We start from the raw sequence: 26,995 nt of genomic DNA, 5'->3' as shown, positions 1-26,995 counted from the left end.
ATGTTGAAAGCTGAGCCTGTTTACAGTTGGCTTTGCTGTAAGAAAGAAGCCGTCAAGCGCTTTATTTCTGTTTCTGCTGTCTTAGCCTGGTACTTAATATCAATAAGCCTGTTCTCAGCTACTAACTGATTGCGTTGTGCCTCGCGAAGTTCGATGGCTGTAAGTAAGCCTAATCTGTAACGCTCTAAGGCAATATCGCTGTTTTGCTGAGCTAGTTTAAGGTTGGATTCTTCTAATTCCAGTAGTTGCAGCCGATTAGTGTACTGGCTAAAAGCACGGGCAAGATCAGAGGCCACACGATTCTGCTCGCGCTGGTACTGCAGGTCTACTGACGCCAGGTTTATACGAGCATTTTGTGCTAGTCTGTTGATGTTAAAACCATTGAAAATAGGCAAACTAACAGTTAAGCCATAGTTGTACCCCCTGTTTTGGTTGAAACGCGGCGAGAACTCGTTTAGCGGTTCATTTTCTGATCGATTAAAATTATAGGCGCTGGTAACTCCAATTACTGGAAAGCGACTTGCGCGCACTGCTCTTATGTCTAAGTTTGCTATTTCTCTTTGAAGTCTTAAACGTTGCAGGAGCGGATTAGCAGCATACATGTTCGCATCTTCGTTGCCATAATTAAGAGTATTGTCAACTTGAATGGAGTCAGTTGCTATAAAATCTATATTAGGATCCCTGCTAAGCAACTGGTTAAGCGTTATTTTAGCATTCTGTAGCAACTCCTTCTGGAGCAGTAACTCTGACCTGTCTGCATTATAATCTACCTGGGCACGCAGTATCTCTACTTTGGCACTTACACCTACATCATACTGTGCCTGTGCAATCTCTACACGTGCTTCAGAAATGGCAATGGCATCTTCAAGCGCCTGTATCTTTTGTGATTGGCGAACCACTTCGTAGTAGTTGTTAGAGATGGTAGCCAACGTGTTTTCTACAGTTTCTCTTGTAAACAAAGAGCCAGTTTTTTGCAGTGCCTCTAGTCTGTCGTAAGCAATGAACATACCTAGCCCATCAAAAATAGTCCAGTTAAGAGCCACGCCTGTACTGATGTTATTAGAACTGGCTCCACTTCTGGTGCGGTCTGGACCAGACTGAAATTGCTGCCTGGAGTTGTTCTCGCTGAAGGTACGAGAGGCGCGGCCGTCTACGATAGGAAGAAAACCTGCATTTCCAATTGTAACATTGTTTTCTGCGATAGCTTCTTGCTTGGCGGCAATCTGGATATCATAGTTATTCTGCAAACCAATGCGAAGCGCCTGTTCTAGCGACAGCTGTTCTTGGCTATAAGCTAAGCCTGGTAATAGCAGCACTGCCAGGGATAGAAGCAGTGCTGAATGTTTTATTGAGAACATTAAAGTGATTTTGACTTTTGTGAGATCTTTAGCTAAAATTTAAATTGCCTTGCTTGCTCAAAACAGGCTCTGCTACTACTACTTTCTTTGGAGTAGGCTTCTCGTGTTCATCATCCGAATCGATAATATTAGCCTTTGCGGATGAGAAGTAGGAATAGATAGCTGGAATAATGTACAGCGTAAGGCCTGTGGCAAAAATAAGACCACCTACCACGGCAACACCCATCGAAACACGTGTTTCTGAACCAGCGCCCAATGCTAGGGCAATCGGTAATGTACCCAGTATCGTAGAAAGCGAAGTCATCAGGATAGGGCGGAAGCGGGACACTGCTGAATCTACGGCTGCATCTAACTTTGTTAAGCCTTCTTCTTTCCGCTGATTCGCAAATTCCACCAACAGGATACCGTTTTTCGTTACCAGGCCCACAAGCATAATCATACCAATCTGGCTGAAAATATTTAGCGTTTCGCCGAAGTACCAAAGGCTAAACAACGCTCCACTTAAAGCTAGCGGCACTGTAAACATGATGATGATAGGATCTCTGAAACTCTCGAACTGTGCCGAAAGCGCCAGGTAAATCAAACCTAAAGCTAAAAGGAAGGCAAAAAGTAAGCTGTTAGAGCTCTCAGAAAAGTCTCTGGACTGTCCTGTTAAGGATGTCTGGAATGTTTCGTCAAGTACTTCTTTTGATATAGCTTCCATTGCTTCCACGCCTTCGCCTATGGTTTTACCTTTGGCAAGAGAGGCACTAAAAGTTGCTGCTGCAAATCGGTTAAAGCGGTATACTTGTGGCGATGCACTTTCTTCTTTCAGTTCGATCAGGTTATCAAGCTGAATAAGTTCTCCAGAGCTGCTCTTCACATACAGGCTACGCAGGTCAAGTGGTTCGCTGCGGTTCTCGCGTGCTACCTGCCCTAATATCTGGTACTGCTTACCACCTTTTACAAAGTAGCCAAAGCGCTGGCCACTAAGACCTAACTGCATGGTTTGAGCAATATCTCGTACACTAACCCCCAAAGACAAGGCTTTCTCACGGTTAATTTCTACGCGTAGTTCAGGCTTGTTAAACTTCAGGTTAACATCCACAAAGTTGAAGGTCGGGTCCTGCTGAGCCGCCTCCAGGAATGGAGGTATAATCTCACGCAGTTTTTCCATGTTCTGCGACTGCACTACGAACTGTACGGGCTGTCCAGCTCCACGACCACCACCTAAGCCTTTATCACCAGAGGCGAAAGTACGGGCACCAGGTATTTGGTTGATGAGGTTAGGAAGTCCTTCTACTAACTCCTGCTGCGACTGATCGCGCTGGTCTGGCTCTACTAAGCGTAGGCGAATGAAACCTGAATTAGAGTTACGGGTCATAGAGGTGATACTCTCTATACCTTTCACAGAATCATTAACAAGGGTTGTCAGCTCGTTCATGTACTGGTCCATAAACTCGAAAGAGGCACCTTCCGGACCTGTGGCATTTATTCTGAGTCCGCTTCTGTCTTCGTCTGGTGTTAATTCAGACTGAAGTGTAGACATCTGCCACCAGATAACTCCTGCAGAAAGTAGAATAAGTAAAAAAGCCACCCAACGTACTTTCATAAAGCTTTCTAAGCTGCTGCGGTAGCCATCTGTAAGTGCAGCGAAAAACGGTTCTGTTTTACGATAGAACCAGCCAGGCCTTTCCTTACGTTTAAGCATACGCGACGACATCATCGGCGTAAGCGTTAGCGACACAAATGAAGAAATAATTACGGAGCCAGCCACCACAATTCCGAATTCACGGAAAAGGCGACCTGTTGTATCTTCTAAGAAGGCAACAGGCATAAACACCGCTGCCAGTGCAACTGTTGTCGAGATAATGGCAAAGTATATTTCAGCAGAGCCTTTCTTGGCCGCCTTCATTGGATCTTCGCCTGCTTCGATACGGGCATAGATGTTCTCCAGCATAACAATGGCATCATCCACTACCAGACCAATGGCCAGTACTATACCCAAAAGGGTCAGCACATTAATGGAGAAATCCATGATGTACATAATGAAAAAAGAGCCTACCAGTGACACAGGTATAGCCACCACAGGTATAAGGGTAGAACGCCAGTCGCGCAGGAAAAGGAAGATAATTACTACCACCAGGCCAAAGGCCACGAAGATGGTTTCTTCTACCTCTGCAATGGAAGCTTTAATATACTGAGAGTTGTCAAAGCCGATGATGAGTTCAAGGTCTTCTGGAATATCCTTTTTAATGTGCTCCAAACGGCGGTAAAACTCATCAGCAATCTCTACTTGGTTAGATCCTGGCTGCGGAATAAGCACAACACCAATCATTGGGATGCCGTTGTAGCGCAACACCGTTTTTTCGTTTTCAGGGGCAAGTTGTGCATAGCCAACATCTCGGAAACGTATCAGGCGATCTTCATCTTGCCTGATAACAAGGTTGTTGAACTCATCTGGCGTAGAAATTCGCCCCATTGTTCTTACAGAAAGCTCTGTTGTAGCTCCCTCAATGCTACCAGAAGGCAGCTCCACGTTTTGGCGACCTAAAGCCATCTGTACCTCAAGCGGTGTTACACGTAAGGCAGAAAGTTTATCTGGGTCCATCCAAAGGCGCATAGAATAGCGCTTATCGCCCCATATACCCACAGAACTTACGCCTGGTATGGTTTGCAGCTGCTCTTTAAAAACGTTCGTGCCAATATCTGAAAGCTCTAGCAGGGTACGGGTTTCGCTTTTAACACCTAGCATAATGATAGGGTTTGAGTCAGCATCAGCCTTCGAAACGGTAGGTGGTTCTGCATCTTCAGGCAATCTTCGCTGTGCTCTGGATACGCGGTCGCGCACGTCGTTTGCGGCAGTTTCAAGGTCTATGCCCAAGTTGAACTCTACGGTAATGTTACTGCTACCCTCGCTGCTGCTGGAGGTTAGTGTACGGATACCTGCAATACCGTTGATGGATTCCTCCAGCGGCTCTGTTATTTCCGACTCTATGGTTTCGGCGTTGGCTCCTGTATAGCTGGTAGAAACGTTAACGATAGGCGGGTCTACGCTTGGGTACTCCCGCACACCAAGGTAAGTGATACCTATAACACCGAAAACCACAATCGTGATGCTCATCACGATGGCGAGTACAGGGCGCTTTATACTTATGGATGATAAACTTGCCATTCTTGCTTTTGTTTAAGTTCGGGCACTAGGGCTAAATTTTAGAAGAAGGAGTTTTTGTTTCCTATATCGTTCTACTACTTATAGCCTTAACTGAACTTATATTGTTCTTCTACTTTCTATTCAATCTGCTTACTGTGTATAAACAGCTTTCCAGAAGCTGTGCTGAGGTGCAGTAGGGTAGTGGTGGGAAGCTTTATAGTATCGTAACAGCTTAAACCACATAATGTTGTGTTAGATACAACCCTTTGCCTTTAAATATTCCCCTCTGCAGTTTTCACGTTTCTTACATTTAAATCAGATCCTGGCCTCACTTGCAAAATGCCAGATCGGATAATGGTATCGCCAGGAGCAACGCCCTCTGTAATCTGTATCATGGTTTCGGAACGCTGACCGATTTTTACCATCTGTGGCACAGCTTTACCATTCTTGTTCAAAAATATTTTATGGCCAGTAGCCTCTGGGATGATAGCTTCAGTTGGAATAAGAATGGCATCATCTAAATCTTTCAGAGAAAGGTTCACATTCACAAAAGATCCGGGTTTTACTTCTTCGTTTTTATTGTCGAACAGAGCACGTATCTGCAAGGTGCGTGTGGTAGGGTCGATGCTTGGCTGCACTGCGTAAATAGAGGCATTGTATACCTCAGGGTTACCTTCCACCGTAAAAGTGATCTTATCGCCCTCCTTTACCTGCTGGCTGTAGCGGCCAGGAATAGAAAAGTCAATTTTTACTGGGCTGATATCTACTATGCGGGCAATAGGGGTAGTAGCCGATACATAGCTGCCTTCGCTTACCTGGCGCAAACCAACTACGCCGTCGAAAGGAGCACGTACATAGGCCTTGTCAAGAGATGCTTTTAGGGCTTGTATATCGGCAGTAGCGGTGGCAAGTTGGTTGCTTACCTGGTCGTATTCCTGTTTGCTAATGTAGTCTTTCTCCAGCAGTGTGCGCTGGCGCTCTTCCATGTCGCGGTAAAGCTTTTGGTTTGACTCCAGTTTCTGCAGCTGCGCACGCAATTCTGCGTCGTTTACGGTTAACAAAAGCTGGCCCTTACTCACGCGAGCGCCTTCTTCAAAGTTGATACCTGTTACTTTTCCTGCTATCTCGCTGCGAAGTTCTACATCTTCGTTTGGCAGTATGGTGCCCGTTGTGTTGATTTTGTTTTGGAAAGCACTCGCAGAAACTACGTAGACATCAACCGCAACTTTTTGTGCTAACGGACCGCCGCCGCCTCGGCTAGCTGCTTGAGGCTGATCGTTGCCTCCAGAAAATACCTTTGTAACAGCAAGATAGGCTACAACAGCGACTGCCACCAGAATAAGAACGGTTTTAACAGGTTTACTCATGAATGTTTATAAAGAAATTATTTGAGTTCAAAAATACCTAAATAAACCAAGCTTCTTCAACTAAAGCCTCCTCAGGTACCGTACTTAGACTAAGAATTTACAGGAAGGTTTAAATTTAGAAACCTATCCCGTTAAAAAGAATAATCCGTGTACATAACTCTACAAACAGACAATAAATTCAGATAAACGACAAGTCCCTGTGTTTAAACAGAGACCGTGAAGATTTATAATGGAGAAGGAGAAGAAAAATTTTTTTCAGGATGTATACGATGTAGTGCGCCTGATACCAGAAGGGAGAGTGACCTCTTATTGGTGCAATCGCCAGTTATCTGGGGTCAAAGGGAGCTGCGCGTATGGTAGGTTGGGCTTTAATTGCCTCACAACCTTATACCAGTATACCTGCTCACAGAGTAATAAACCGAGTGGGGATGCTTACGGGTAAACAGCACTTCGAGGAAGCAAATGCCATGAAGCAGCGCCTGGAGCAGGAGGGAATAAAGGTAGAGAATGACCAGGTAGTAAACTTCGAAAAGCTTTTTTGGGACCCAGGCAAAGAGTTGATGTAGTAGCTATGCAAAAGGAGTAGACCACTCCAGTAACATGCTAGCGTGGTCTACTCCTTTTGTTTATAAAAGCTTACATCTCTGCTGTAGAAGCCTGGTTATAGTGGTAATAAGACGAAATTGCGTAATTGCCTTGAGCATTCAGCTCATGTACCACTTTTGTAAAGCTGCCATCCTCGAAGAAGACGTAGCGCCACTGAACGGAAGGCTTACTGTGTCTGTTTTCGGATTTAGTTGCAGGTAGAAACAAAATAGTGTTGTGCTGAGGAGAATATTTACCGATCATCAGTACTTCTCTGTTGCCTGCTGGTGTTACCTGGGCAAACTCAAAGCATTTACGTGAGTGAGAGTAACGAATATAGCCATCTCCTGTAAGTGTAGTGCCATCAGGTTGTGGTATCTCAAACTGCTCCCGCATTATGTTATCAGAGTTGAAAGGAAATATTTTAGATATACCTTTAAATGCAGAGGGCTTCTCGTTTTTCTGATCCCACACCGATAAGTTAATTACCCAATCGCCTGCAATCTTCTGTAGGACTTCGCTCGCTTGGTCAGCGGAAAGAGGAGCGGTAGTTGGGTTTGCCTGTGTAACAGGGCTTGCTCCTATCAACAGCACTGCTGCCAATAAGAAAATTAATCCTTTTTTCATGGTTTTATTTTTTAAAAGTAGATAAAATGGGTTGCGTTGTTATCTGGTAATCAGTTTGTTTGCTTTGATAACGATACAAGTTTAACTGTTTATTTTGTATCTATAAATTGTTTTAGACTAACTGCCAATAGATCTATTCTTATCCTTGATTTTACTAGACTAATTAGTTTTCTGTGTTTCTTATATATCTAAGATAGAGGGAGTAGGCTAAAGGTTGCTTGGTGTTAAATTAATTTTTCATGAAGTTTTAAAAGGATAGAAGAAGTACTTTTGTAAGAATGGAAATAAAACTAAGTGCAGGGCGTGTGCTGGAGGCGAAGGAACTGGCGCTGCCGCAGGTAAGGGGGCTCTCCCAGAACAGAATGCTGCAGCATTTTTCGTTCTGGGCAATTTATGTTGTTTTCTTTGGGTTGCTCTATGGCAGCTATATAGACGACTACTATAACGCCTACATGGTAGAGCTGGTGGAGCTACCGTTTAAAATGGCGCTGGTATACTTTAATGTGTATTACTTGATGCCACGCTACTTGCTGCTGAAGCGCTACCTCGAGTACTTTGTTTACCTATTTCTATTGATGGCCGCCATTGTGGCTTTGATGCAGTATGTGCTGCTGCCACTCCTGGTCGATCCTTTCTTTTGCCCCACAACCTATACTACCGATAACCTGTCGCTGTATCGCTTCATTAAAAATGTAGTTAGCATAAACTATGTGGTGGCGGTAACGGCCGTTATATACCTGCTCAAGAATTGGTACCGCCATCAGCAGGCATCACAAACCCTTGCAAAAGATAAGCTAGAGGCAGAGCTACAATTCCTGAAAGGGCAGATTCACCCGCATTTTCTTTTCAACACGCTTAATAGCCTGTATGCGCTTACACTTAAGAAAGCCGATACGGCGCCAGAGGTGGTGCTTAAGCTTTCCGACCTGATGGATTATATGCTTTATGACGCTGCTGCAGCAAAAGTGCCTTTAACAAAAGAACTCAGCTACATTAAAAATTACATCGATTTGGAGCGCATGCGATACGGAAACAGGGTAGCTATCAGTTATAATGAAGCGGGGAGTGTGAGTGGACTCAGCATTGCTCCCTTAATGCTGTTGCCTTTTGTGGAGAATGCTTTTAAGCATGGGGTAAGCTCAGAAAACGATGATGCCTGGATCAGGATTGATGTAAAGGTAGGGGAGCATAAGTTGGTGTTACTTGTGGAGAACAGCAAAGGTGTAGGCTCTAGAGTGCATAGCACCCGCGAAATGGCAGCAGGTATCGGACTAAAAAACGTAAGTCGTCGCCTAGATTTACTTTATGAAGAAAAGCATTTGCTAAAGATAGAAGACGAGCCCGAAAGCTATACTATACGTCTGGAGCTGAATTTAGAAGAGTAAGTTATAAAAGAACAGCCTACATAATGAAACTGAAGTGTTTGATAATTGATGATGAGCCGCTGGCGCTGGATGTGCTGGAGACTTTTATAGGTCGTTTAGATAACCTGGAACTGGTTGGCCGTTGCAACAGCGCTATAGAGGCATATAATTACTTGCAGAACCAGAAAATAGACCTGCTCTTTTTAGATATTCAGATGCCCAAGCTAACAGGTATAGAATTTTTGAAGTCATTGCCCAATCCGCCAAAGACCGTGCTTACCACTGCTTATCGCGATTATGCGCTGGAGGGGTTTGAAGTAAATGCAATAGACTACTTGCTTAAGCCCATTGCGTTTGAACGTTTTATGAAAGCTGTTGCCAAAGTCTCTGCTGTTGAGCCGCAAGCCGCAGCTACCTTGCCAGTGGTGGCTGCACCAGTAGCTGATGCAAACTTCAACGAAGCCTTTATTTACTTAAAAGCGGAGAAAAAGATGGTGAAGGTGAAGCTGGCTGAGATATTATACATTGAAAGCCTGAAAGACTATATCCGTGTAAAAACTGAAAGCAAAGAAGTTATTTCTTATCAGAAAATTAGCTTTCTGGAGGAAAAACTACCGCACGACAAATTTTTGCGAATCCACCGTTCTTTTATAGTTGCCCTTGATAAGGTTCAGGCATTTTCTGCGACGGCCGTAGAACTAGGCAAAATAGAAATCCCGATCGGACGTTTCTATAAAAATGAAGTACTGCAAGTGCTCAACCAGAATAACCTTCTGGAGGCGTAGTACTTTTTTAAATGATGAATTATGAGTTAGAAATCATGAATGATTTGAAGTAAGAAACATAAGTGTGTTCCATCTCTTAATTTCTACTTCATAATCCATCATTGCTCCAAAGGAGCAGGGCACTACAGTTTTTCGAGGTTTGAGCGGGTGCGCTCGCTGTTTTCCAGGTTACCTGTGTTTACAGTAGAGGCAGGTTCAAACATCAGCACTTCTGCTTCTTCGTTAGCTACAGGGCAGTGCTCAACCCCACGTGGAACAATTAAAAATTCACCAGACTCTAACACAATTGTTTTGTCGCGCAGGCGCATTTCAAAGCTGCCTTTTATCACCATGAAAAACTCATCTTCATGTTCGTGGTGGTGCCAGTCGAATGGTCCCATAAACTTTGCGATTTTTACCTGCTGCCCATTCAGTTCTCCTATCACACGTGGGTTCCAATGGTCGTTAAACAGGCTGAACTTATCTGAGAGCTTTACCTTATCTATTTGCTGGTTTGCCATAATCTTTGAGTAATTTATTTTTATCAGTTAATTTTATTTGGACTGATTCTAAACAGTGCTTATCTTTGTAACATCAGAAAGCAAAAGTATGTGCTAAGATAGAATAGAAGATGCAATCGAACTCCAATCTAAAAGAAATTTATAAAACAGGTGCAGGTGCCATTTACCAGTGCGACCGCCAAAACCGATTTTTATTAGAGTTTGCTGGTTCTTTAACAGTTTTAAAAGTTGATGCTTTTATTAGGTTAAAGCAAATTATAGAGAAGATTGATCTTGTTGAGATGGCAAACAGCACGGACAGATCTTCTGATGTGGAAATCATATACCCTGTGGGTTGCGATTGTATTTATGTGCTGACGCTGCCAGAAGTGCTTTCTTTATCAGAACTACTGAGCGGAGCGATGGCTATGCTTACCTTAAACAGCATGCTGCACGAATGCTTAACCCCAACAGTAGCCTAGTCTGCTGTTATAGGCGTTCTTATAAGAATGTTGCCTGCTGAGAAACAGCAGGCTTTTTTATGCCCTTTTATTTAGACTGCTTCCAAATTTTTCATTGATAGTGGGTTTCATAAACAATTGGATAACTTAGTAAGTAAGAATAAAGGATAAGCTGTAAATATTCAATACGGCTTAACTTTAGCTGAAAAGGCTATCAAACGAAAGACAAAACCATGAAAGATTTACTAAGACTTAAGACATCCCTTACAGAAGAAATAGAAAGAGTACTGAACGAGCAGATTAAGATGGAGGCAGAGGCTTCTGCCATGTATCTGTCTATGTCAAGCTGGTGCGACCGCAACGGTTATGATTACAGTGCTGGGTACTTTAAAAAGCAGTCTGATGAGGAGCGGGAGCACATGCTGCGCTTGTTCAAATTTGTATCGGATATGGGAGGTCGAGCTATTTCTCCGAGTATAAGTGCTTCTCAGATAGAATATGAAACTTTTAAAAGCGTGTTCGAGCAGGCATTGCAGCAGGAGATTGCTGTTACGCAGTCTTTTAATCGTATTGCCGATAAATGCATGAAGGCAAAAGACTACGTTACCTTTACTTTTTTACAGTGGTTCCTGAAAGAGCAGATTGAAGAAGAATATGTAGCAAGACGTGCTGTGGAACTGTTTGAGGTGATTGGTGAGGAAGGAACTGGTTTGTACGAGATAGATAAGCGTATACCTAAAATTTCTTATGAAGATACTTACGAAGATTAAGTATAGGTAAACCAACCAAGAAGAGAACACCATAAAAAAGAGCCTGCAGCATGCTGCAGGCTCTTTTTTATGGTGTTCTCTTCTTTAAGATGTGTTCTTCAAAAGCTTGTTTAGCTTCTGCTTCTGTTGCCTGTTTAAGCCAGGCGTTGTCGGGCTGAAAGCTCATTACTGGGGCAAAATCGCAACGGTCGGTGCAGTCTGTTTTTATCACCTCCACCTCGTTCTTCAGCCCCATATCCTTTATCATTGTCCTGAAGAGCTTCCCGATGTCCTTGCCTCCTTTTTTCTTGCACTTGCTGCCGGTGCACACATATATAACCTTTTCAGGGATATTAAAATTTTTAGCCATGTATAAGTTTACTGTTTTGTAGCTTCTAAAGTTAGCTAAAAGTAGTAGGCGACTTTATGAATTAGAAAATTAAAATCTATAAACGAAGCTAAAGAACAAAACCCATCAACTGCTGGCATCCAGCAAAAAAAGGCAGCTTCTCTTTATGCAAAGGATAAAGAGAAGCTGCCTTTCAATATACAACTTACGCTGTCTTTTTAAGAAGCTGTTCTTGGTTTAGGTAACTCTTTGCGTGGCATCTTCTTGTCGCGCATAGCTGTGTGGTATATAAACGAAGCCACGATAACAGATGCTTGTTTTAGATCATCAGCTTGTAGCCTGTCGTAGCTGTCCATGTTGGTGTGGTGCGTACGTGTGTTATAATCTATTGGGTCCTGGATAAACTGGAAGCCTGGTAAACCAACCGCGTCATAAGAAAGGTGGTCCGTGCCGCCTGTGTTTCTGCTGGTAACGGTTTTGGCATCCATGTCGTGGAAAGGAGCAAGCCATGCAGCAAAAACAGGCATCACGGCTTCGTTGCCTTGAGCATATACACCTCTTATTTTTCCTGTTCCGTTGTCTAAGTTATAGTATGCCGATAGTTTCTCATGCTCTTTGGTAAGCTTCATGGTGGCAGGATCGCCAAAATGCTGCTTTACATAACCTCTAGAGCCGTATAAGCCTTGTTCTTCTGACGTCCAGAGGGCAATGCGAATGGTACGTTTTGGTTTAATGCCCAGCGCTTGCAGAATACGTACAGCCTCCATCATAACCGATACACCAGCTGCATTATCTGTAGCGCCCGTAGAAGCATGCCAGGAGTCTAGGTGGCCGCCGAGCATCACAATTTCACTTTTTAGCTTTCTGTCCGTGCCAGGTATTTCAGCAACAACGTTGTAGCCTTTCAGGTCTTCATCCTGAAATTTGGTTTTACTCTCAAGCTCCAGTTCCACCTTCTGGTTAGCCTTTAGCAAGCGGGCCAAACGGCCGTAATCTTCCAGTCCCATTTCAAACTCAGGTAGGGCAGGAGCTGCATCTACAGCATAAGGTGCACCATTTGTGGTGAAGTGAGTGCCATGGGTGCCGCCACGAGTGCTAAGTATAGCTGCTGCACCTTCCTCTTTCATCATGTCTGCTACTTTGTTGCGTAGTTGCATCATGGCGCGGTATTGCTGCATTCTTTGCTCATAGTCTGCAGAGCGTTGCCTTGGCTCGGCAGCGCCTGTCATACGCTCCAATTCCTCTTCTGTAAAGCGGCGGGCATCAGCTTCGAAAGTGGTTTTAGCTTCACGTGGCTCAGAGAGCAACACAATTTTGCCTTTTAGCTGGCCTTTATATTGCTGTATATCTTCTTCCTTTTCAACAGTTACCAAAACGGCAGGTGCTTTTACAAGGCCGTTGGTGCTTGGGGTCCAGGCTTTAGGCGTGGCAATGAGTTGCTGGTAGTAAGGAGCTGTCATGGCAAGATAGCTTTTCTCAATGTCCCAGCCTCTGCCAAACTCACCCCACTCTTCCAGATGAGCGTTTTTTAGTCCCCAACTGGCTAGCTGGTTTTTTGTCCATTCGTTGGCACGTTTCAGCCCTGAAGATCCAGAAAGGCGTGGCCCGTTTACGTCAGTGAGGTAGAAGGCGGTCTCCATTACTTTAGAGTTTTCTAATCCTTCTTTTTTGATTCGGTTTACTACTTCCAGGTCAACAGGTTCTTGTTGCGCCTGGACTACAAAGGCAAATTGCAGCAGCAGTAAGAGCAGGAGGAATGGTTTTTTAGTCATGTTTAGCTTAAGTGATGATTAGTGTTGGTTAAATTAGGATAATGTTATGATTACAACAGCTAGTTGTAAGATAGATTGTTCATGAGCCTGACTCTGCCAGGAGTTACAATTTCAGTTACTTTGGGGCGTACAGTGCCATCTATTTCGCGAAGGTCTCCTTCTCCTGGCTTTCCATTAGGGCCATCTTCACCAGGAGTATGTAAAGTGGTGATGCTATTCTTTTCATGGTTAGTGTTATTGAATGATAGGAAGAAAGCCGTTTGTTTTATAGCATAAGGTTACGTTGCCTCCGTTTCCCCCGCTGCCTCCTATACTAGCGTCAGAGCCACTCATGCCAGGTTGGCCTTTGCCCCCTGGCTTCAATATTCCTACAGCATTAGCCCCTGTAAGAGATCCGTCACCTAATCTGCTTAATACATAGTCAGTATAACCATCCGTTAGATTGATACCTTTCACGTTTAAACCCTTTCCACCTTTCGAGGTTATCTTACAATTTTCCCCAACATATACAGCTTTGGCTTCCATGGTTCCATGCTTTTCTGGGTCAAACTGTATGGTTGCATTGTCATGAAGTATAAGCGTGTCCACGTTTAATGAATTTTCTGAGCCAATCATATAAACCTCTTTTGAGCGAACCTCGAGTTTCGAGAGGGTAACGGTTTGTGCCTGTGCTAGCTGAACAGTACCTAAAAAGAGGAGTTGTAGCAGTAGGTGTTTAAACATGGTTTTTGTTTTCATTTTGGTAAGGAACTACTATATAGAGTAGTGGTAATGCTTTTTAATAGGAAGACACCTTGTAGTAGAAAGGAACAATGTTCAATTAAAGAATTTATAAATTTATTTACAAATAATTAACATATTTTAAATGCTATAAATCTTCTTTAACATAAATTATTATCTTTAGAAGGTGTACTAAACTAATCTAAACATGAATCAAAGTAAGACAAAAAAAAGCTTTCGTTTAAGCTCTGTGCTGCTAGGACTGCTCCTGTTGGGCGGAACTCCTGCACCTGGTGCTTTTGCGCAGGCTAAGCAGGACCAGAATGTGGGGTATCAGCGCCCGCCACAAGCCATTGCCGATATTATTGAGGCTCCTTCCACACCTTCAGTTAGCATAAATTCGAAAGGCGATTGGATGCTGTTGTTTGAGAGCCCTGGCTACCCAAGTATAGAGGAAGTGTCGCAGCCAGAAAGCCGTATTGCAGGCTTGCGCATAAACCCCGCTACTAACGGGCAGAGCCGTGGCAGTTATCTGTACAACATAAAACTGAAGCAGGTAAGCAGCGGCGAGGAATTTGAGTTAAAGGGTCTGCCTCAAAATGCTCAGATCTCTTATGTTACCTGGTCTCCTGATGAAAAACATATAGCCTTTACAAACACCAAGGCCAATGGCATTGAGCTTTGGACAGCTAACCTGGCAGATAGGCAAGCGAAAAAACTAACAGAGGCTGTAGTAAATGATGCGTACTCTGGCAGACCCTTTGACTGGATGTCAGATAGCAAAACGTTGGTTGTTAAGTTTGTAGATGAAGCTCGTGGCGCCATGCCAAAAGCCAACACAGTGCCTGCTGGGCCGAATATTCAGCAGAACATTGGCAAGGCTAATCCATCGAGAACGTACCAGGACTTGCTCAAGAACCGCTACGATGAGGATCTGTTTGATTACTACATGCAAGCACAGCTGAAGCTTGTAAGCTTAGACGGATCGCAGCAGAAGATAGGAGAGGCTGGTATTATTAAAGGGGTAGATGTTTCGCCTGACGGGCAATACCTGCTGGTACAGACAATACAGAAGCCTTATTCCTACCTGGTGCCTTCTTACTACTTTCCGTACACGGTGGCAGTGTGGAGCCGCGATGGCAAAGTGGTAAAGCAACTGGCGCAACTGCCATTGGCTGAAGATATTCCGATTGCGTTTGATGCCACAGCAAAAGGCCCTCGTAGCTACAACTGGCGCCCAGACAAACCTGCAACGCTCTATTGGGTAGAGGCGCAGGATGGCGGCGACCCGAGCAAAGCCGTAGCTGAGCGTGATATTGTGTATACTTTGGATGCACCTTTCGCTGCTAAGCCATCAAAGCTTGCGGGCACCAAATACCGCTATAGAGGCGTGCAGTGGGGCAACAATATGGCACTTCTAAACGAGCGCTGGTGGAAAAACCGTACCGAGCGTGTGTCTGTGATAGACACTGCCAAGCCAGCTAAGGCGCCTGTGGTGCTGATAGAGCGTTCTTACGAAGATAACTATACCGATCCAGGATCTCCTGTTTACACCAAGAACCAATTTGGCCGCAATGTATTGTTAACAGACAAGAAAGGCGAAAACATTTACATGATCAGTGAAGGTGGGTCGCCTGAAGGTAACAGGCCTTTTCTGAGCGAGTTTAACCTGAAAAGCAAGAAAGCCAAGATCTTGTTCCGTTCAGAAGCTCCTTACTACGAACGTCCTGTAGATATTATCGATCTGAACTCAAAGAAGATTATTACCAGAAGAGAATCTGAAAACGACCCGCCGAACTATTTTGTGCGCAACCTGAACAAAAAGCAACTGACGCAAATCACGAAATTCCCGCACCCTGCTCCACAACTGGAGGGTGTGCAGAAAGAGTTGCTACAGTACGAGCGCAACGATGGTGTAAAACTGACAGCTATGCTATACCTGCCGAAAGATTACAAAAAAGGTGATGCGCCGCTGCCAATGCTGATGTGGGCATATCCACGGGAGTTTAAGAATGCTGATGCCGCAGGCCAGGTGAAAAGCTCTCCTTATGAGTTTACACGTATTAGCTCTGGCTCTCCGCTATTTTGGGTAACGCAGGGCTATGCCGTACTCGACAGAACAGACATGCCCATAGTAGGAGAGGGCGACGCACAACCGAACGACACCTTTGTAGAGCAATTGGTAGCAAGTGCCAAAGCTGCCATCGATAAAGTAGCAGGTATGGGAGTGGTTGATCCGAAGCGAGTAGCTGTAGGCGGCCACTCTTACGGTGCCTTTATGACGGCAAACTTACTGGCACATTCTGATCTATTTGCAGCTGGTATTGCCCGTAGCGGTGCCTACAACAGAACCTTAACACCGTTCGGTTTTCAGCAGGAGGAGCGTTCTTACTGGGAGGCGCCAGAAGTATATTTCGAGATGTCGCCGTTCTCTTATGCACACAAAATTAAAATGCCAATTCTGCTTATACATGGCGAGGCCGATAACAACTCTGGCACTTTCCCTATCCAGAGCGAGCGTTTTTATAATGCGCTAAAAGGCCATGGTGCTACTACTCGTTTGGTGTTCCTGCCAGCAGAGAGCCACGGCTACCGTGCAAAGGAATCTATTATGCACATGCTTTGGGAGATGGATACCTGGCTAGATACTTATGTGAAGAAGCGGGCTGTGCAATAGTCTTAGCTGACGTTACAAGAAAAGGCAGCCTCTCCTCACGTTGGAGGGGCTGCCTTTTTTTGAATGAGGATTTTTACACTAATCGAACAATGCCGCGCGCAGGATCCTGGTTCAGTAGCTTTACCAATGCTTTATAGAGTGCAGGATACTCTACCAAAAACTGGTTGGGTCTTTCAAAAAACGATTCTACACACACGGCAAAAAACTCATGTGTGTCGGTGGTGGCATACAGCCGCAGGAACCGTACTTCTCTTTCTGGTAAGGCGGCCTTTTCTGCCTCTGCTACAGCCTGCCACTTCTGCAGTTGCTGATGGTCTAAAAAGTTGTATTCATCGTTGGGTATTTTGTTCTCCAGGTGCAGGGCGTGCGCCATCTCATGTAAGCCCAGGTTAACACCATCTGACGCATGGTTATAGCCAAACATAAAGTCATTCCACGACAGCACGATTAGCCCGCGCATGCTTACCTCGCCACAGTGGTAGCGTTTAAAAATAGTGGAGTAATAGCGGTCGGGGTAAACTAATATCCTTCTGAAATGAGAGAAATAAACAGGTTCCAACCCAAAAGTAAGTTGTGTGGCGCAGGCAGCTATGCTTACTTTCATAGCCTCGGTTACTTCAAATGCTTTGCCACGCGGCACAAATTCTTTCTGATGTACAAAGCTGATAACTCTACGCTCAAACTCTTTTTTATAGTTTGCAGTCAGTGCATGATAATACGGAAACTCTAGCTGATGCAATGCTTTTACAAGCTTGCTACCGCGTTGCTGCTTTATAAGGAATCTTGTAAGTTCTATTAGAGAAAAGGTAACCAAAACAGCCACTGTGGCATTCAGGAAACCAGGAACTGCCAGCAGGATCAGTTGGAGCCGCTTAAGATCAGGTAAAACAAAAAGAAAAAATATAAGTAAAACGGGCATTGGTTTAGCGCATTAGGTAATAAATAAAGATATCATTTTTTACTTCATGGCCTGACAAGAATTTATAACTCCAGTTTATATATATCTACAACTTCAATTTGCAATTAAGCATTATCATACCCACTTATAACGAAGCTGCTACTATAGGCCAGTTGTTGCAGTACCTGCGGCAGCATGTTACTCCTGATACGGAATTGCTTATTGCCGATGGAGGCAGCAAAGACGGAACACAAAGTATAGCTGAGGCAAATGGTGTCAGCGTAGTAGCCTGTGCTTCAAAAGGAAGGGCCTTACAGATGAATACTGGTGCAGCTGCGGCTAGTGGCAATATTTTATACTTTCTACATGCCGATACGTATCCACCGAAAGACTTTCAGGAGCAGATACAGCGAGCGGTGCAGCATGGGTATGGAAGCGGCTGCTTCAGGTTAAGGTTTGATTTAGTGCATTGGTTTTTAAGAGCAAATGCCTGGTTTACCCGTTTTGATGTAGATGCGGTGCGTTTCGGAGATCAGAGTCTTTTTGTTGAGCGGGAAGTATTTTGGAAGGCAGGCGGGTATAACGAAAAATTCTTGCTGCTGGAAGATCAGGAGATAGTTAAAAGGCTGAAACGATACGCTTCTTTTACTGTGCTGCCTTCTGCTGTTGTTACTTCTGCTCGAAAGTATAAGCATTATGGTGTATTGCGGCTGCAGTCTGTTTATTACCTGGTTTATACCGCTTACCGTTTAGGCTTGACGCAAACTCAGTTGGTTAAGCTTTACAAGAAACTACTGCCATAACAGCGGCAGATTAACATCCTAGTTGCTAGCATCGTAGGGTTACATACTCCAATATAAGGCATGTTTTCGAAACACCAATCGAACTCTTTTTAAACAGATGAGGCTTTATTACGGAACATTAGATAATTTTACTTGTGCAACAAAAGACATATTCTATGACTAAATCACACTTGTTCTCTTGCTCAGCAGCCCTTGTCAGTTTACTTCTCGGAAGCTGTAGCTCTCCTTCAACAAACGAGGGTGGTGCTATCGCCACTGCTGTAGATAATAATGTGGGCCAGGGTATAGAATTGGCGAACTTAGATACAACCGTAAGCCCTTGTGTAGACTTTTATCAGTATGCCAACGGTGGGTGGCTAAAGAATAACCCCATACCTGCATCTGAAAGTAGATGGGGCTCATTTAATGAGCTGGCAGAAAGAAATAATGCCGTTTTGCGCGAACTGCTGACAGAGGCTGCCTCTAACACAACAGCTGCAAACGGCACTGCAACACAAATGATAGGCGATTTCTATGCTACAGGCATGGACTCCGTGGCAGCTAACAGAGCAGGCATTACACCGATAAAACCAGAGCTGGATGCCATTGCTGCCATCACCTCAACAGACCAACTGGTAAGCAGAATCGCGGACCTGAAAGCTAAAGGAATTAGCGGCTTTTTCGGGATGTATGTAGGGCAAGACGACAAAGTAAGCACGGAATACATTTTGCAGGCCAGCCAAGGCGGCCTCAGTTTGCCCAACAGAGACTATTACTTAAAAGACGATGAACGCTCGCAGAATATTCGCGCTGAATACCTGAAGCACGTGCAGAAGATGTTCCAATTGATGGGAGCTGATGAGGCTACAGCGAAGCAAAAGGCGCAGACCATTATGAACCTGGAAACCAGGTTAGCCAGGGCTTCCAGAACAGTTGTGGAACTGCGCGACCCTTATGCGAACTATAATAAGATGACGCTGCAAGAGTTTGCCACTCAGAATCCTAATTTAAAGGTGAGCCAGTTTATTGACCATATGGGGGCTCAGGCAGCGCAGGAGATTGTGATAGGGCAGCCAAACTTCTTTAAGGAGCTGAACACAATGCTGAAAAATGTGCCGCTGGAAGATTGGAAGACTTATACACAGTGGCACCTGGTGCGCACAATGGCTCCTTACCTAAGCCAGGATTTTGTGCAGGAGAACTTTAACTTTTACGGTAAAGTATTAAGCGGTGCCAAAGAAATGCAGCCGCGTTGGAAACGTGTACTTCGTACGACAGATGCTGCTTTGGGCGAAGCGCTTGGGCAGCTTTATGTGCAGAAAACTTTCTCGCCTGAGGCAAAGCAACGTGCTCTGAACATGGTGAGAAACCTGCAGGAGGCGTTTCAGGAGCATGTAAGTGGTTTGGATTGGATGAGCGAAGCTACAAAAGAAAGAGCACTCGAAAAGTTGAATGCTTTTGCTGTTAAGATCGGTTACCCAGATAAGTGGAAAGACTATAAAGGCTTAAAAACTAACCGTGAATCTTATGCAGCCAATGTAATGCGGGCCAGCCAGTTTGCTTTCCGCGATAACGTTGGCAAAATAGGACAGCCAGTAGATCGTACAGAGTGGTTTATGTCTCCGCCTACTGTTAATGCTTACTACAACCCAACCATGAACGAGATTGTGTTCCCAGCGGGCATTATGCAACCTCCTTTCTTTGACCCTCAGGCAGACGATGCTGTGAACTACGGTGGTATGGGAGCCGTAATCGGGCATGAGCTAACGCATGGTTTTGATGATCAGGGCGCTAAGTACGATTTTGAAGGAAACCTGAAGAACTGGTGGAGCGAAGAAGATCTAAAGCAGTTTAACGCCCGTGCGGATGTGGTTGCCTCGCAGTATGATCAGTTTACGGTTTTAGATAACCTGCACGTGAATGGCCGCCTAACATTAGGTGAAAACATTGCCGACATTGGGGGTTTGAATATTGCCTACACGGCTTTGCAGAAAGCACTTGCCCAAAACAATCCAGGCAAAATCGGTGGCTTTACGCCAGAGCAGCGTTTCTTTTTGGCGTGGGCTCAAATATGGCGTGTGAACATGCGTGATGAGGCTCAAAATCAGCAAATTCTTACTGATCCGCACTCTCCTGGCAGGTTCCGTACCAATGGCCCTGTCTCGAACATGCCTCAGTTTTACAAAGCCTTTGGTTGCGACAGCGGCGACCAAATGTATAAAGCTGAAAGCGCAAGAGTGAAGATCTGGTAATTTGAAGTTTTATAAACAAAAGCGAGGCGGCAACTTATATAAGTGCCGCCTCGCTTTTGTTTTTGAATAACTCCTGCAAACCATCTCTGGTTACTCTACCCTTATCTGATGCGGGACAATGTTTTTTGGCCATTTTTGCCCATCAACAGGTTCGCTGGCTATTTTGTCTATTACTTCTTCTCCCTCTATTACCTCCCCGAAAACAGTAAACTCACTATCCAGGTTGGGAGCACCTCCAATTGTCTTATATATTTCCCGTTGCTCAGGAGTATAGGTTATACCATGCTGCGCCTCGTAAGCCCGTAGTTCTTCTTCTGTTCTAATTTTGCCCTGTACAATGTAAAAATTATGGGCAGATGATTCCTTCTCTGGGTTACGTTCGTCGCCATAGCGGGCCATGCCTACAGCACCACGCTTATGAAAGTACTGTGGTCTTATTTCCTGCGGAATTCTATAAGAACCCAACTCCATGGTTCGACTATCAGAGTCGCCGCCCTGTATCATAAAATCTTCTAACACACGATAGAATTCTCCTTGCTTGTAAAAGCCGCTTTTGGTGAGTCGTACAAAATTTGCGCGGTGCAGCGGTGTGTCCTTAAACAAGCGCACTTTTATATTTCCGTGGCGGGTACTTATAATGACTATGGAGTCAGGATTTTCCTGTCCATAAGAGGTTAAGGTTTCTGTTACATTTTCATTTGTCAGAGGTTCTAGCTTAGGCTCAGTGGCTTCTTTTGCTGTTTGCTCATCCTGGTTCTCCTTTTGTTGGCAGGCCTGAAAGGATAGGGTGAAAAGTACCGCAACAATGAAAAGTAAACTTAATCTCGACACTTGTTTTGTCATAGCTATAGGTTTATATCAAACTGCTAATCTACCAATTGCGCTATAAAATTGCTATGCTTATTTAATTGTGTATAATTTATAAACGTAAAATTTGTATTTATTTTATAGAGCACATTTTTAATGTTACTAAAAATGAGGAATCCGCGTACAGGAAACATCAAACTTATTTTCTACTTATTTTTTATTTAGCGTTCGTCTCTCCCAAGTAAGTATCTTCTGTTTTAGCTGGCTTCAGTTGTTTCATCTGTTGTGTTATGACAAAGGTTTTATCAGCAACAGCAGCTTGTACAGAACTGTTGTTGTGGAGTAAATATTAGGGCAATATTTTTTGTGTATCCTGAATATAATCAATACATTATAGTTTAAACCACTCACACAGAAACACCTTTTTTCAATCCTATAAATCTATAACAAGTATGAAACAACAATTACGAATCAAGAACTTACTGCGCTCTGTACTTTTTGGAGCTACAGTAACAGCTACGGCTTGTACTTTTACAGCCTGTGATCAAGAAAGCGTGGAGGCGTTAGAACCTACAGAAGAGTTGCAAATTACAGAGATCAACGGAGCTGTTATCCCAGGTAAGTACATCGTTGTGTTCAAGAAAGATGACAACCTCAGGTTAAACAGTAATATCACTTATCAGGAGCGTGTTGATATGGTCCGCGCGCTAAGCGAGTCGGTTCTGGAAGCACATGGCGTGGCATCTGCTAACATTGAGCAAACGTACGGCCAAGCAATTACAGGTATGGCTGTAACCATGAGTGAAACGGAGGCAGAACTTGTACGTGCTGACCCTCGTGTTTCGTATGTAGAACCAGATAGAATGATGGTTTTAGCCAGGCCAGGTAGTGGCGGAGGCGGCTCTACAGCACAGGAGGTGCCTTACGGTATAGCCCGAGTTGGTTATGCAAGTGGTGTTGGTAAAACAGCCTGGGTAATAGACACAGGAGTTGATTTAAATCATCCAGACTTGATTGTGGATGGTGGTAGAAGCAGAACTTTCATCTCTTCAGGTAAAGATGCTAGAGATGCTGATGATGGTAACGGACACGGCACACACGTTGCTGGAACAATTGCTGCAAGAAATAATTCTACTGGCGTACTTGGTGTGGCTTACGATGCAACTGTAGTGGCTGTTAAAGTGCTTGACTCTCGTGGAAGCGGTGCATATTCTACAGTTATTGCTGGTGTAGACTATGTTGCAGCTAACGGCAAGTCTGGCGATGTAGCTAATATGAGCCTTGGCGGACCAATTTCTCAAGCTTTGGATGATGCGGTTCTTGCAGCGGCTGGCAAAGGAATCAAGTTTGCCCTAGCTGCTGGTAATGATGGAGCCGATGCCAACTACTCTTCTCCTGCCAGGGTAAACCATGCTAATGTGTATACTGTTTCAGCAATGGATGCGAATGATAGATTTGCGTCATTCTCCAATTACGGCAACCCGCCAGTAGATTACTGCGCGCCTGGTGTAAGTATAAAATCGACCTGGAAAGATGGCGCTTATAATACTATAAGTGGTACCTCTATGGCGGCGCCACACGTGGCAGGGCTGTTGCTGTTAAGTATTTCTACAGATGGTACTGTTTCTGGAGATCCAGACGGGAACCCAGATCCAATCGCACATTTGTAATAAATATATATCTGTTTGATTAAACAAAAAAGGGAGGCACTTGTACAAGTGCCTCCCTTTTTTGTTTAATCAAACTAGAGCTTCTTTCGCATAATATAGTCGTTCATCCAATAAGGGCCTATGGGTATGTCTTCTTCTTGGTGCACCTGATAGCCACAACGCTCGTAGAACTGCTTTGCTTTGTTGTATCGGTTTACATTCAGGTCTAGAATAGCAGCGCCTCTTTCTTTTACTTTCGCTTCTACCTCAGAAAGTAGCCTTTTTCCTAAGCCCTTCCCCTGAAACGCTGGTAACAGGTATATTTTGTTCAGTTTAAAAATTTTTGATGCCGCTTCTTTAACCGAAAAAGCAGCAAAGCCTATTGCCTGTTCTCCTTCACTTATCAACAAAAAAGTTTGTCCTTCTTGCATCTGCTGTGCTAGCGCATCTTCTGTATAGATAACCTCAAACATATAATCTATTTGTTCTTTGGTTAAGGTGGTGTGGTAAGTAGGTTCCCAAATAGCTTCTGCCAAAAATTTAACCGTCGGAATATCGGATGCGGTTGCTTCCCGTATGGTATAGTCTGTGTGCATAGTTTAGATGTGTGGTCGCAATTTAAAGGCTACAAGCTTAAAAGCAAGAAAGGTGTTCACCTTTTCCACAGTTTTAGAAATCTTAACTTTAATGTCATATTTATCAACTGAAGCAAATATTTTATGAAAGCAATTTATCTGGAGGATATAAATAAACCTTTTGTTCTGATTGATAAGGAAAAGCCAACAGCAGGCCCTGGGGAGGCCATTGTACAGGTAAAAGCAGCGGCGCTCAATCATCGGGATGTGTGGATACAGCAGGGGCGTTATTTTATCAAGGATTACCCTGCTATACTCGGATCGGATGCCGCAGGTATGGTGTCAGAAGTAGGGGCAGGGGTTGATAAGAATTGGCTAGGGCAGCAGGTAATTCTAGATCCGTCTTCAGATTGGGGCGATAACCCTAAGGTGCAAAGTAAAGAGTTTAAAGTGCTGGGGATGCCACAGGATGGTGCTTTTCAGGAATACGTGAAGATAAGTGCTGATAATCTGCATAAAATGCCAGTGCACTTAAGCTTTGACGAAGCAGCCGCTTTGCCGTTAGCAGGCGTAACAGCTTATAGAACTTTGTTTACGAAGTGTGAGCTGCAGCAGGGAGAGCGGGTTTTAATAACAGGAGCTGGTGGAGGCGTGGCTCTTTTTGCCATTCAGTTTGCTGTAGCAGCTGGGGCTGAGGTTTGGGTTACCTCAGGGGCTGAGGAGAAGATAGAAAAGGCAAAGGCACTTGGTGCGAGAGGAGGAATAAACTATAAAACAGAAGATTGGGGTAAAAAGCTTAAAGAGCAGGCGAGGGGCTTCGATGTGATTATAGATTCTGCTGCAGGCGAAGGCTTTGTACAGCTAGTAAAACTGTCTAAGCCAGGTGCACGCATAGGTATGTATGGCGGCACTACGGGCGCTATTGGTAAGATAAATCCAGCAGAGTTGTTCTGGAAGCAGCTTTCTATACATGGTAGCACAATGGGAACGGCAGAAGATTTTGCAGTAATGGTGGCCTTTGTACAAAAACACCAAGTTAAGCCCGTTGTAGATGTTGTTTTCCCGCTGGATGAGACGGAGCAGGCCATGCGCTATATGGAGGCAGGCAAGCAGTTCGGAAAAATTGTTATTAAAGTAGGAGAACAATAAGGGTGGTGCTGGTGCATAACAAAGTGCTAAGACCGTTATGCACGTATATCCATTTTCTATAAATTTATACAGTAACTCATATACAAACTATAAAACTATGGCTACACAAGCAGAATTCGAGAGCGCAGTAGAGCGCTCTAAAACTTTAACGGAACGTCCGTCTAACGATATCCTTCTACAGCTTTACGGCTTATACAAGCAGGCAACAGAAGGCGATGTGAATACAGGCAGACCAGGTGGATTTGACTTTAAGAATATTGCCAAATGGGATGCTTGGAAGTCGCAAGAGGGTAAAGCACCTGAAGAAGCCCGAGCGGAGTATGTGCAGTTGGTAGATCAGCTGGCTAAAGGCTAGGTGTAGCTGCAAACAAGCAATTCGACTTGTTTTATGATATTGGATGACGCTGTGGTATTAGCCATAGCGTTTTTTTATGCCTTAAGCTTTGAGTTTCTCCTCTTGATAATCTATTCCCCAGTTTGTCTTTAAGAAGCTCATTTTTTCGCTTTCCAGAAGAAGCCACAGTTACTGCATTTATAGTTGCGGTTTAAGAAAGGAATTGGGAAACCTAAGATTAAATAGCTGAGGGAGAATGCTGTTTTAGAATACTTTTCCTCAACAGTATATTCAGATCCGCAATTAGGGCAAACCTCTTCTGCAGGATGTGCCTGCATAACTGGTGCCAGTTCAATGTTATTGTCGAGCAGGTACTCGTTGTTGCCGCTTTGGATTTGCTCCAGAATAGTGCGTGCTTCTTCTGCATCGTTCTCAAGAACTTTTAGCTTTACTCCTCCAACAGCAACAGCATAAAAAGGGTGTGCTCCCACAATGTGCTCGTCTCCTAAAAAGCACACAATACCTTCTGCCTCCAAACGGCCTTTCAGGATGTGTGCCTCTGTAGGATCATTGTATGTAGCGATTGTAACTAATTTCTCTGACATTCCAGTTAAAAGAGAGTGCAGAGACAGATACGTTTTTGCAAAAGAAAGGTGCAGTTTTCCACTTAAAACAAAGTTTGGCTGCAGAATTTAGCTGCTACTTTCTAAGTGGAAAAAAGAACTCTACTGTTTTTTGGGAGGTAGGTCAAAAGCCTGTGCATCGTGCTCGAAGTAACCTTTATGAGAGCCATCGCAGAAAGGCTTGTTTTTAGATTGTCCGCAGCGACACAGCGATACAACTTCTCTTCCTTGCAGGTTGTACACGTTTCCGCTCTTATCTACAATTTCGAAGTCTCCCTCTATTTTGAGTGACCCATTTGGGTTTACAGTTAATTTTGTTTTAGCCATTTTAGATATGTTTTTTAACAAATGTAATACTTCTTGGCTATACTACAGGCCGCAGTTTTTGTTTAATTGGGCCTAAAGTAAAAGAGGCTCCCGATTTGGAAGCCTCTTTTTGATGATAATTTGATGTTGTGTAAAGCCTAATTGCTGTACTTGTAGTTATAAGTTTCCGTTTTGCCATTAGGATTAGATACTGTTTGGCTCAGCGGGAAACCTCTTTCGTCGTACTTATAGCTGTAGGTATAAGCGTATGTTTTATTGCTGTTGTGTATTTCTGTTGTGGAACTGATTAGGTTATTTGGGCTGACAGCTGTACCTGGTTCTGCAATTTCGAAGAAAGGATTGTAATTAGTGTCGTAGGAGAAGTTTGTAGTAGAAAACAGCTTGGCTTTTTCTGTCTTGTCTGCCACATATTGCTTTGATTGGCTATAGTTGCCATTCGGTAAAACAGCGTATTCTGTATAAGATTGCAGCTTTGCTTCTTCACCGTTGGCGCCTTCATACATAGCAACCTTCTTTAACTTATTGTTTTCTGTATACTCATAAGTGTTCAAAGTGCTGTAAGTAGGCTTGCCTGCACTAAAGTATACAGTGGAGCTTTGCTCTAATCTACCCTGCGTGTTGTAGGTATGCTCTTCTTCAGAAAGCACTTCGCTGCTTTTGCCTGCATAGGTAATAATTTTAGAAACACGGCCTGCTTCATTTCGCTCAAACTTCTCAAAGCGTTCAAGTTCACCTGTGGCTTTGTTGTAATGATTAACCTGGCCTATCTCATTTTGGGCAAAGCTAAAAGATGTTACCTCTGCCGAATCTACCAGCACGTGAGAAAGAATTCCTTGCTCAAAGGTAGGATCAGCAATTTCCTGGTCTGTTTTTTCGCAAGAAGATAGTGCCACCACGCCGAATACCAGCATGGCAGGCAAAAACTTGTTTCTCAATTTCATGGGCTAAAAGTTGAAATGTTGAAAAATAAAAAAGTAAAACTAGCAGCAATCACTGCGTTTGTTTGTTGGGCAAATAACGCTAATGTTTTAAATTAAATTGCACTTATTGTTAAAAAATAAAATTTAATTTATCTGAAAGGTGGTTTTTGATTGCGTTTTACTTTGTATAAATACTTGATAATTAGTTATTTATAAAGGAAACCAGGCTTGTATGGTTTTTTGGTTTAATTCA

At 43.9% G+C, this 26,995-nt stretch carries 24 protein-coding genes and 1 pseudogene; 11 read left to right on the top strand and 14 right to left on the bottom strand.

All coding sequences use genetic code 11. The annotated features are described in order from the left end of the window. Nucleotides 1-20 precede the first annotated feature (20 nt). The 3 genes from LN893_RS12535 to LN893_RS12525 form a co-directional block, all read right to left on the bottom strand. Nucleotides 21-1,358, bottom strand: coding sequence for a TolC family protein (locus LN893_RS12535; RefSeq protein ID WP_229970551.1), 1,338 nt, complete (start codon nt 1,356-1,358; stop codon nt 21-23). A 28-nt stretch (nt 1,359-1,386) separates the two neighbouring features. Continuing rightward, nucleotides 1,387-4,512 (bottom strand): efflux RND transporter permease subunit, encoded by a 3,126-nt coding sequence (locus tag LN893_RS12530; protein ID WP_229970550.1) that lies wholly within the window; start codon nt 4,510-4,512, stop codon nt 1,387-1,389. Between the two features lie 251 nt (nt 4,513-4,763). Next, a complete protein-coding gene (locus tag LN893_RS12525) occupies nt 4,764-5,858 on the bottom strand; it encodes an efflux RND transporter periplasmic adaptor subunit (protein WP_229970549.1) in 1,095 nt (364 codons plus the stop codon). A 229-nt stretch (nt 5,859-6,087) separates the two neighbouring features. Here LN893_RS12525 and LN893_RS12520 point away from each other — a divergent pair. After that, nucleotides 6,088-6,424, top strand: a pseudogene (locus LN893_RS12520) (MGMT family protein). Between the two features lie 70 nt (nt 6,425-6,494). On the opposite strand, the gene LN893_RS12515 reads toward LN893_RS12520, so the two are convergent. After that, the gene (locus LN893_RS12515) at nt 6,495-7,070 is read right to left on the bottom strand and encodes a DUF1579 family protein (RefSeq protein ID WP_229970548.1); all 576 of its coding nucleotides are present in this window, start codon (nt 7,068-7,070) and stop codon (nt 6,495-6,497) included. A gap of 278 nt (nt 7,071-7,348) precedes the next feature. Between LN893_RS12515 and LN893_RS12510 the strand changes: the two genes are divergently transcribed. Then, the gene (locus LN893_RS12510; RefSeq protein WP_229970547.1) at nt 7,349-8,455 is read left to right on the top strand and encodes a sensor histidine kinase; all 1,107 of its coding nucleotides are present in this window, start codon (nt 7,349-7,351) and stop codon (nt 8,453-8,455) included. Nucleotides 8,456-8,478: 23 nt separating this feature from the next. Continuing rightward, complete coding sequence (locus LN893_RS12505) at nt 8,479-9,219, top strand: LytR/AlgR family response regulator transcription factor (protein WP_229970546.1); 741 nt, start codon at nt 8,479-8,481, stop codon at nt 9,217-9,219. 122 nt (nt 9,220-9,341) lie between these two features. Here LN893_RS12505 and LN893_RS12500 read toward each other — a convergent pair whose 3' ends face one another. Then, nucleotides 9,342-9,719: a cupin domain-containing protein gene (locus tag LN893_RS12500; RefSeq protein WP_229970544.1), complete on the bottom strand. Its 378-nt coding sequence runs from the start codon at nt 9,717-9,719 to the stop codon at nt 9,342-9,344. Between the two features lie 110 nt (nt 9,720-9,829). Here LN893_RS12500 and LN893_RS12495 point away from each other — a divergent pair, with 110 nt between their 5' ends. Together LN893_RS12495 and LN893_RS12490 are read left to right on the top strand one after the other, a co-directional pair. Next, nucleotides 9,830-10,180, top strand: a complete 351-nt coding sequence (locus LN893_RS12495; protein WP_229970542.1) for a hypothetical protein — start codon at nt 9,830-9,832, stop codon at nt 10,178-10,180. Between the two features lie 212 nt (nt 10,181-10,392). Next, the gene (locus LN893_RS12490) at nt 10,393-10,929 is read left to right on the top strand and encodes a ferritin (protein WP_229970540.1); all 537 of its coding nucleotides are present in this window, start codon (nt 10,393-10,395) and stop codon (nt 10,927-10,929) included. A 67-nt stretch (nt 10,930-10,996) separates the two neighbouring features. Here the strand turns inward: LN893_RS12490 and LN893_RS12485 are convergent, their stop codons facing one another. The 3 genes from LN893_RS12485 to LN893_RS12475 form a co-directional block, all read right to left on the bottom strand. Then, the gene (locus tag LN893_RS12485; protein ID WP_229970538.1) at nt 10,997-11,278 is read right to left on the bottom strand and encodes a (2Fe-2S) ferredoxin domain-containing protein; all 282 of its coding nucleotides are present in this window, start codon (nt 11,276-11,278) and stop codon (nt 10,997-10,999) included. 197 nt (nt 11,279-11,475) lie between these two features. Next, complete coding sequence (locus LN893_RS12480) at nt 11,476-13,029, bottom strand: M28 family metallopeptidase (protein ID WP_229970536.1); 1,554 nt, start codon at nt 13,027-13,029, stop codon at nt 11,476-11,478. Between the two features lie 234 nt (nt 13,030-13,263). Then, the gene (locus LN893_RS12475; protein WP_229970534.1) at nt 13,264-13,752 is read right to left on the bottom strand and encodes a hypothetical protein; all 489 of its coding nucleotides are present in this window, start codon (nt 13,750-13,752) and stop codon (nt 13,264-13,266) included. 205 nt (nt 13,753-13,957) lie between these two features. On the opposite strand from LN893_RS12475, the gene LN893_RS12470 reads away from it, so the two are divergent. Further along, nucleotides 13,958-16,426, top strand: a complete 2,469-nt coding sequence (locus LN893_RS12470) for a S9 family peptidase (protein ID WP_229970530.1) — start codon at nt 13,958-13,960, stop codon at nt 16,424-16,426. Nucleotides 16,427-16,499: 73 nt separating this feature from the next. On the opposite strand, the gene LN893_RS12465 is transcribed toward LN893_RS12470, so the two are convergent. Continuing rightward, the gene (locus LN893_RS12465; protein WP_229970528.1) at nt 16,500-17,345 is read right to left on the bottom strand and encodes a zinc-dependent peptidase; all 846 of its coding nucleotides are present in this window, start codon (nt 17,343-17,345) and stop codon (nt 16,500-16,502) included. A gap of 98 nt (nt 17,346-17,443) precedes the next feature. Here LN893_RS12465 and LN893_RS12460 point away from each other — a divergent pair, with 98 nt between their 5' ends. Next, a complete protein-coding gene (locus LN893_RS12460) occupies nt 17,444-18,127 on the top strand; it encodes a TIGR04283 family arsenosugar biosynthesis glycosyltransferase (protein WP_229970526.1) in 684 nt (227 codons plus the stop codon). A 155-nt stretch (nt 18,128-18,282) separates the two neighbouring features. Beyond that, nucleotides 18,283-20,358 (top strand): M13 family metallopeptidase, encoded by a 2,076-nt coding sequence (locus tag LN893_RS12455; RefSeq protein WP_229970524.1) that lies wholly within the window; start codon nt 18,283-18,285, stop codon nt 20,356-20,358. 90 nt (nt 20,359-20,448) lie between these two features. Here LN893_RS12455 and LN893_RS12450 read toward each other — a convergent pair whose 3' ends face one another. Continuing rightward, a complete protein-coding gene (locus LN893_RS12450) occupies nt 20,449-21,201 on the bottom strand; it encodes a peptidylprolyl isomerase (RefSeq protein WP_229970522.1) in 753 nt (250 codons plus the stop codon). A gap of 416 nt (nt 21,202-21,617) precedes the next feature. Between LN893_RS12450 and LN893_RS12445 the strand changes: the two genes are divergently transcribed. Next, nucleotides 21,618-22,835, top strand: coding sequence for a S8 family serine peptidase (locus LN893_RS12445; RefSeq protein ID WP_229970520.1), 1,218 nt, complete (start codon nt 21,618-21,620; stop codon nt 22,833-22,835). A gap of 74 nt (nt 22,836-22,909) precedes the next feature. On the opposite strand, the gene LN893_RS12440 is transcribed toward LN893_RS12445, so the two are convergent. After that, the gene (locus tag LN893_RS12440; protein WP_229970518.1) at nt 22,910-23,410 is read right to left on the bottom strand and encodes a GNAT family N-acetyltransferase; all 501 of its coding nucleotides are present in this window, start codon (nt 23,408-23,410) and stop codon (nt 22,910-22,912) included. Between the two features lie 123 nt (nt 23,411-23,533). Between LN893_RS12440 and LN893_RS12435 the strand changes: the two genes are divergently transcribed. Both LN893_RS12435 and LN893_RS12430 read left to right on the top strand, forming a co-directional pair. Beyond that, nucleotides 23,534-24,538: a zinc-binding dehydrogenase gene (locus tag LN893_RS12435; protein WP_229970516.1), complete on the top strand. Its 1,005-nt coding sequence runs from the start codon at nt 23,534-23,536 to the stop codon at nt 24,536-24,538. Between the two features lie 97 nt (nt 24,539-24,635). Beyond that, a complete protein-coding gene (locus tag LN893_RS12430) occupies nt 24,636-24,893 on the top strand; it encodes an acyl-CoA-binding protein (RefSeq protein WP_229970514.1) in 258 nt (85 codons plus the stop codon). Nucleotides 24,894-25,030: 137 nt separating this feature from the next. Here the strand turns inward: LN893_RS12430 and LN893_RS12425 are convergent, their stop codons facing one another. The 3 genes from LN893_RS12425 to LN893_RS12415 all read right to left on the bottom strand — a co-directional run bounded on the left by LN893_RS12425 (nt 25,031) and on the right by LN893_RS12415 (nt 26,763). Beyond that, nucleotides 25,031-25,477 (bottom strand): putative signal transducing protein, encoded by a 447-nt coding sequence (locus LN893_RS12425; protein WP_229970512.1) that lies wholly within the window; start codon nt 25,475-25,477, stop codon nt 25,031-25,033. Nucleotides 25,478-25,597: 120 nt separating this feature from the next. Then, entirely contained in the window at nt 25,598-25,822 is a 225-nt protein-coding gene (locus LN893_RS12420) for a CDGSH iron-sulfur domain-containing protein (RefSeq protein WP_229970510.1), read from the bottom strand. 137 nt (nt 25,823-25,959) lie between these two features. Beyond that, a complete protein-coding gene (locus LN893_RS12415; protein ID WP_229970508.1) occupies nt 25,960-26,763 on the bottom strand; it encodes a hypothetical protein in 804 nt (267 codons plus the stop codon). Nucleotides 26,764-26,995 lie beyond the last annotated feature (232 nt).

It is taken from the genome of Pontibacter harenae (assembly GCF_020907245.1).
GTDB lineage: Bacteria > Bacteroidota > Bacteroidia > Cytophagales > Hymenobacteraceae > Pontibacter > Pontibacter harenae.
This window is presented reverse-complemented; position numbering and strand designations above follow the sequence as displayed.

Bases quoted from the DNA above. Each gene is read 5' to 3' on its own strand.
- LN893_RS12535 (WP_229970551.1), bottom strand. From the start codon at position 1,358: ATGTTCTCAATAAAACATTCAGCACTGCTTCTATCCCTGGCAGTGCTG.
- LN893_RS12530 (WP_229970550.1), bottom strand. From the start codon at position 4,512: ATGGCAAGTTTATCATCCATAAGTATAAAGCGCCCTGTACTCGCCATC.
- LN893_RS12525 (WP_229970549.1), bottom strand. From the start codon at position 5,858: ATGAGTAAACCTGTTAAAACCGTTCTTATTCTGGTGGCAGTCGCTGTT.
- LN893_RS12515 (WP_229970548.1), bottom strand. From the start codon at position 7,070: ATGAAAAAAGGATTAATTTTCTTATTGGCAGCAGTGCTGTTGATAGGA.
- LN893_RS12510 (WP_229970547.1), top strand. From the start codon at position 7,349: ATGGAAATAAAACTAAGTGCAGGGCGTGTGCTGGAGGCGAAGGAACTG.
- LN893_RS12505 (WP_229970546.1), top strand. From the start codon at position 8,479: ATGAAACTGAAGTGTTTGATAATTGATGATGAGCCGCTGGCGCTGGAT.
- LN893_RS12500 (WP_229970544.1), bottom strand. From the start codon at position 9,719: ATGGCAAACCAGCAAATAGATAAGGTAAAGCTCTCAGATAAGTTCAGC.
- LN893_RS12495 (WP_229970542.1), top strand. From the start codon at position 9,830: ATGCAATCGAACTCCAATCTAAAAGAAATTTATAAAACAGGTGCAGGT.
- LN893_RS12490 (WP_229970540.1), top strand. From the start codon at position 10,393: ATGAAAGATTTACTAAGACTTAAGACATCCCTTACAGAAGAAATAGAA.
- LN893_RS12485 (WP_229970538.1), bottom strand. From the start codon at position 11,278: ATGGCTAAAAATTTTAATATCCCTGAAAAGGTTATATATGTGTGCACC.
- LN893_RS12480 (WP_229970536.1), bottom strand. From the start codon at position 13,029: ATGACTAAAAAACCATTCCTCCTGCTCTTACTGCTGCTGCAATTTGCC.
- LN893_RS12475 (WP_229970534.1), bottom strand. From the start codon at position 13,752: ATGTTTAAACACCTACTGCTACAACTCCTCTTTTTAGGTACTGTTCAG.
- LN893_RS12470 (WP_229970530.1), top strand. From the start codon at position 13,958: ATGAATCAAAGTAAGACAAAAAAAAGCTTTCGTTTAAGCTCTGTGCTG.
- LN893_RS12465 (WP_229970528.1), bottom strand. From the start codon at position 17,345: ATGCCCGTTTTACTTATATTTTTTCTTTTTGTTTTACCTGATCTTAAG.
- LN893_RS12455 (WP_229970524.1), top strand. From the start codon at position 18,283: ATGACTAAATCACACTTGTTCTCTTGCTCAGCAGCCCTTGTCAGTTTA.
- LN893_RS12450 (WP_229970522.1), bottom strand. From the start codon at position 21,201: ATGACAAAACAAGTGTCGAGATTAAGTTTACTTTTCATTGTTGCGGTA.
- LN893_RS12445 (WP_229970520.1), top strand. From the start codon at position 21,618: ATGAAACAACAATTACGAATCAAGAACTTACTGCGCTCTGTACTTTTT.
- LN893_RS12440 (WP_229970518.1), bottom strand. From the start codon at position 23,410: ATGCACACAGACTATACCATACGGGAAGCAACCGCATCCGATATTCCG.
- LN893_RS12435 (WP_229970516.1), top strand. From the start codon at position 23,534: ATGAAAGCAATTTATCTGGAGGATATAAATAAACCTTTTGTTCTGATT.
- LN893_RS12430 (WP_229970514.1), top strand. From the start codon at position 24,636: ATGGCTACACAAGCAGAATTCGAGAGCGCAGTAGAGCGCTCTAAAACT.
- LN893_RS12425 (WP_229970512.1), bottom strand. From the start codon at position 25,477: ATGTCAGAGAAATTAGTTACAATCGCTACATACAATGATCCTACAGAG.
- LN893_RS12420 (WP_229970510.1), bottom strand. From the start codon at position 25,822: ATGGCTAAAACAAAATTAACTGTAAACCCAAATGGGTCACTCAAAATA.
- LN893_RS12415 (WP_229970508.1), bottom strand. From the start codon at position 26,763: ATGAAATTGAGAAACAAGTTTTTGCCTGCCATGCTGGTATTCGGCGTG.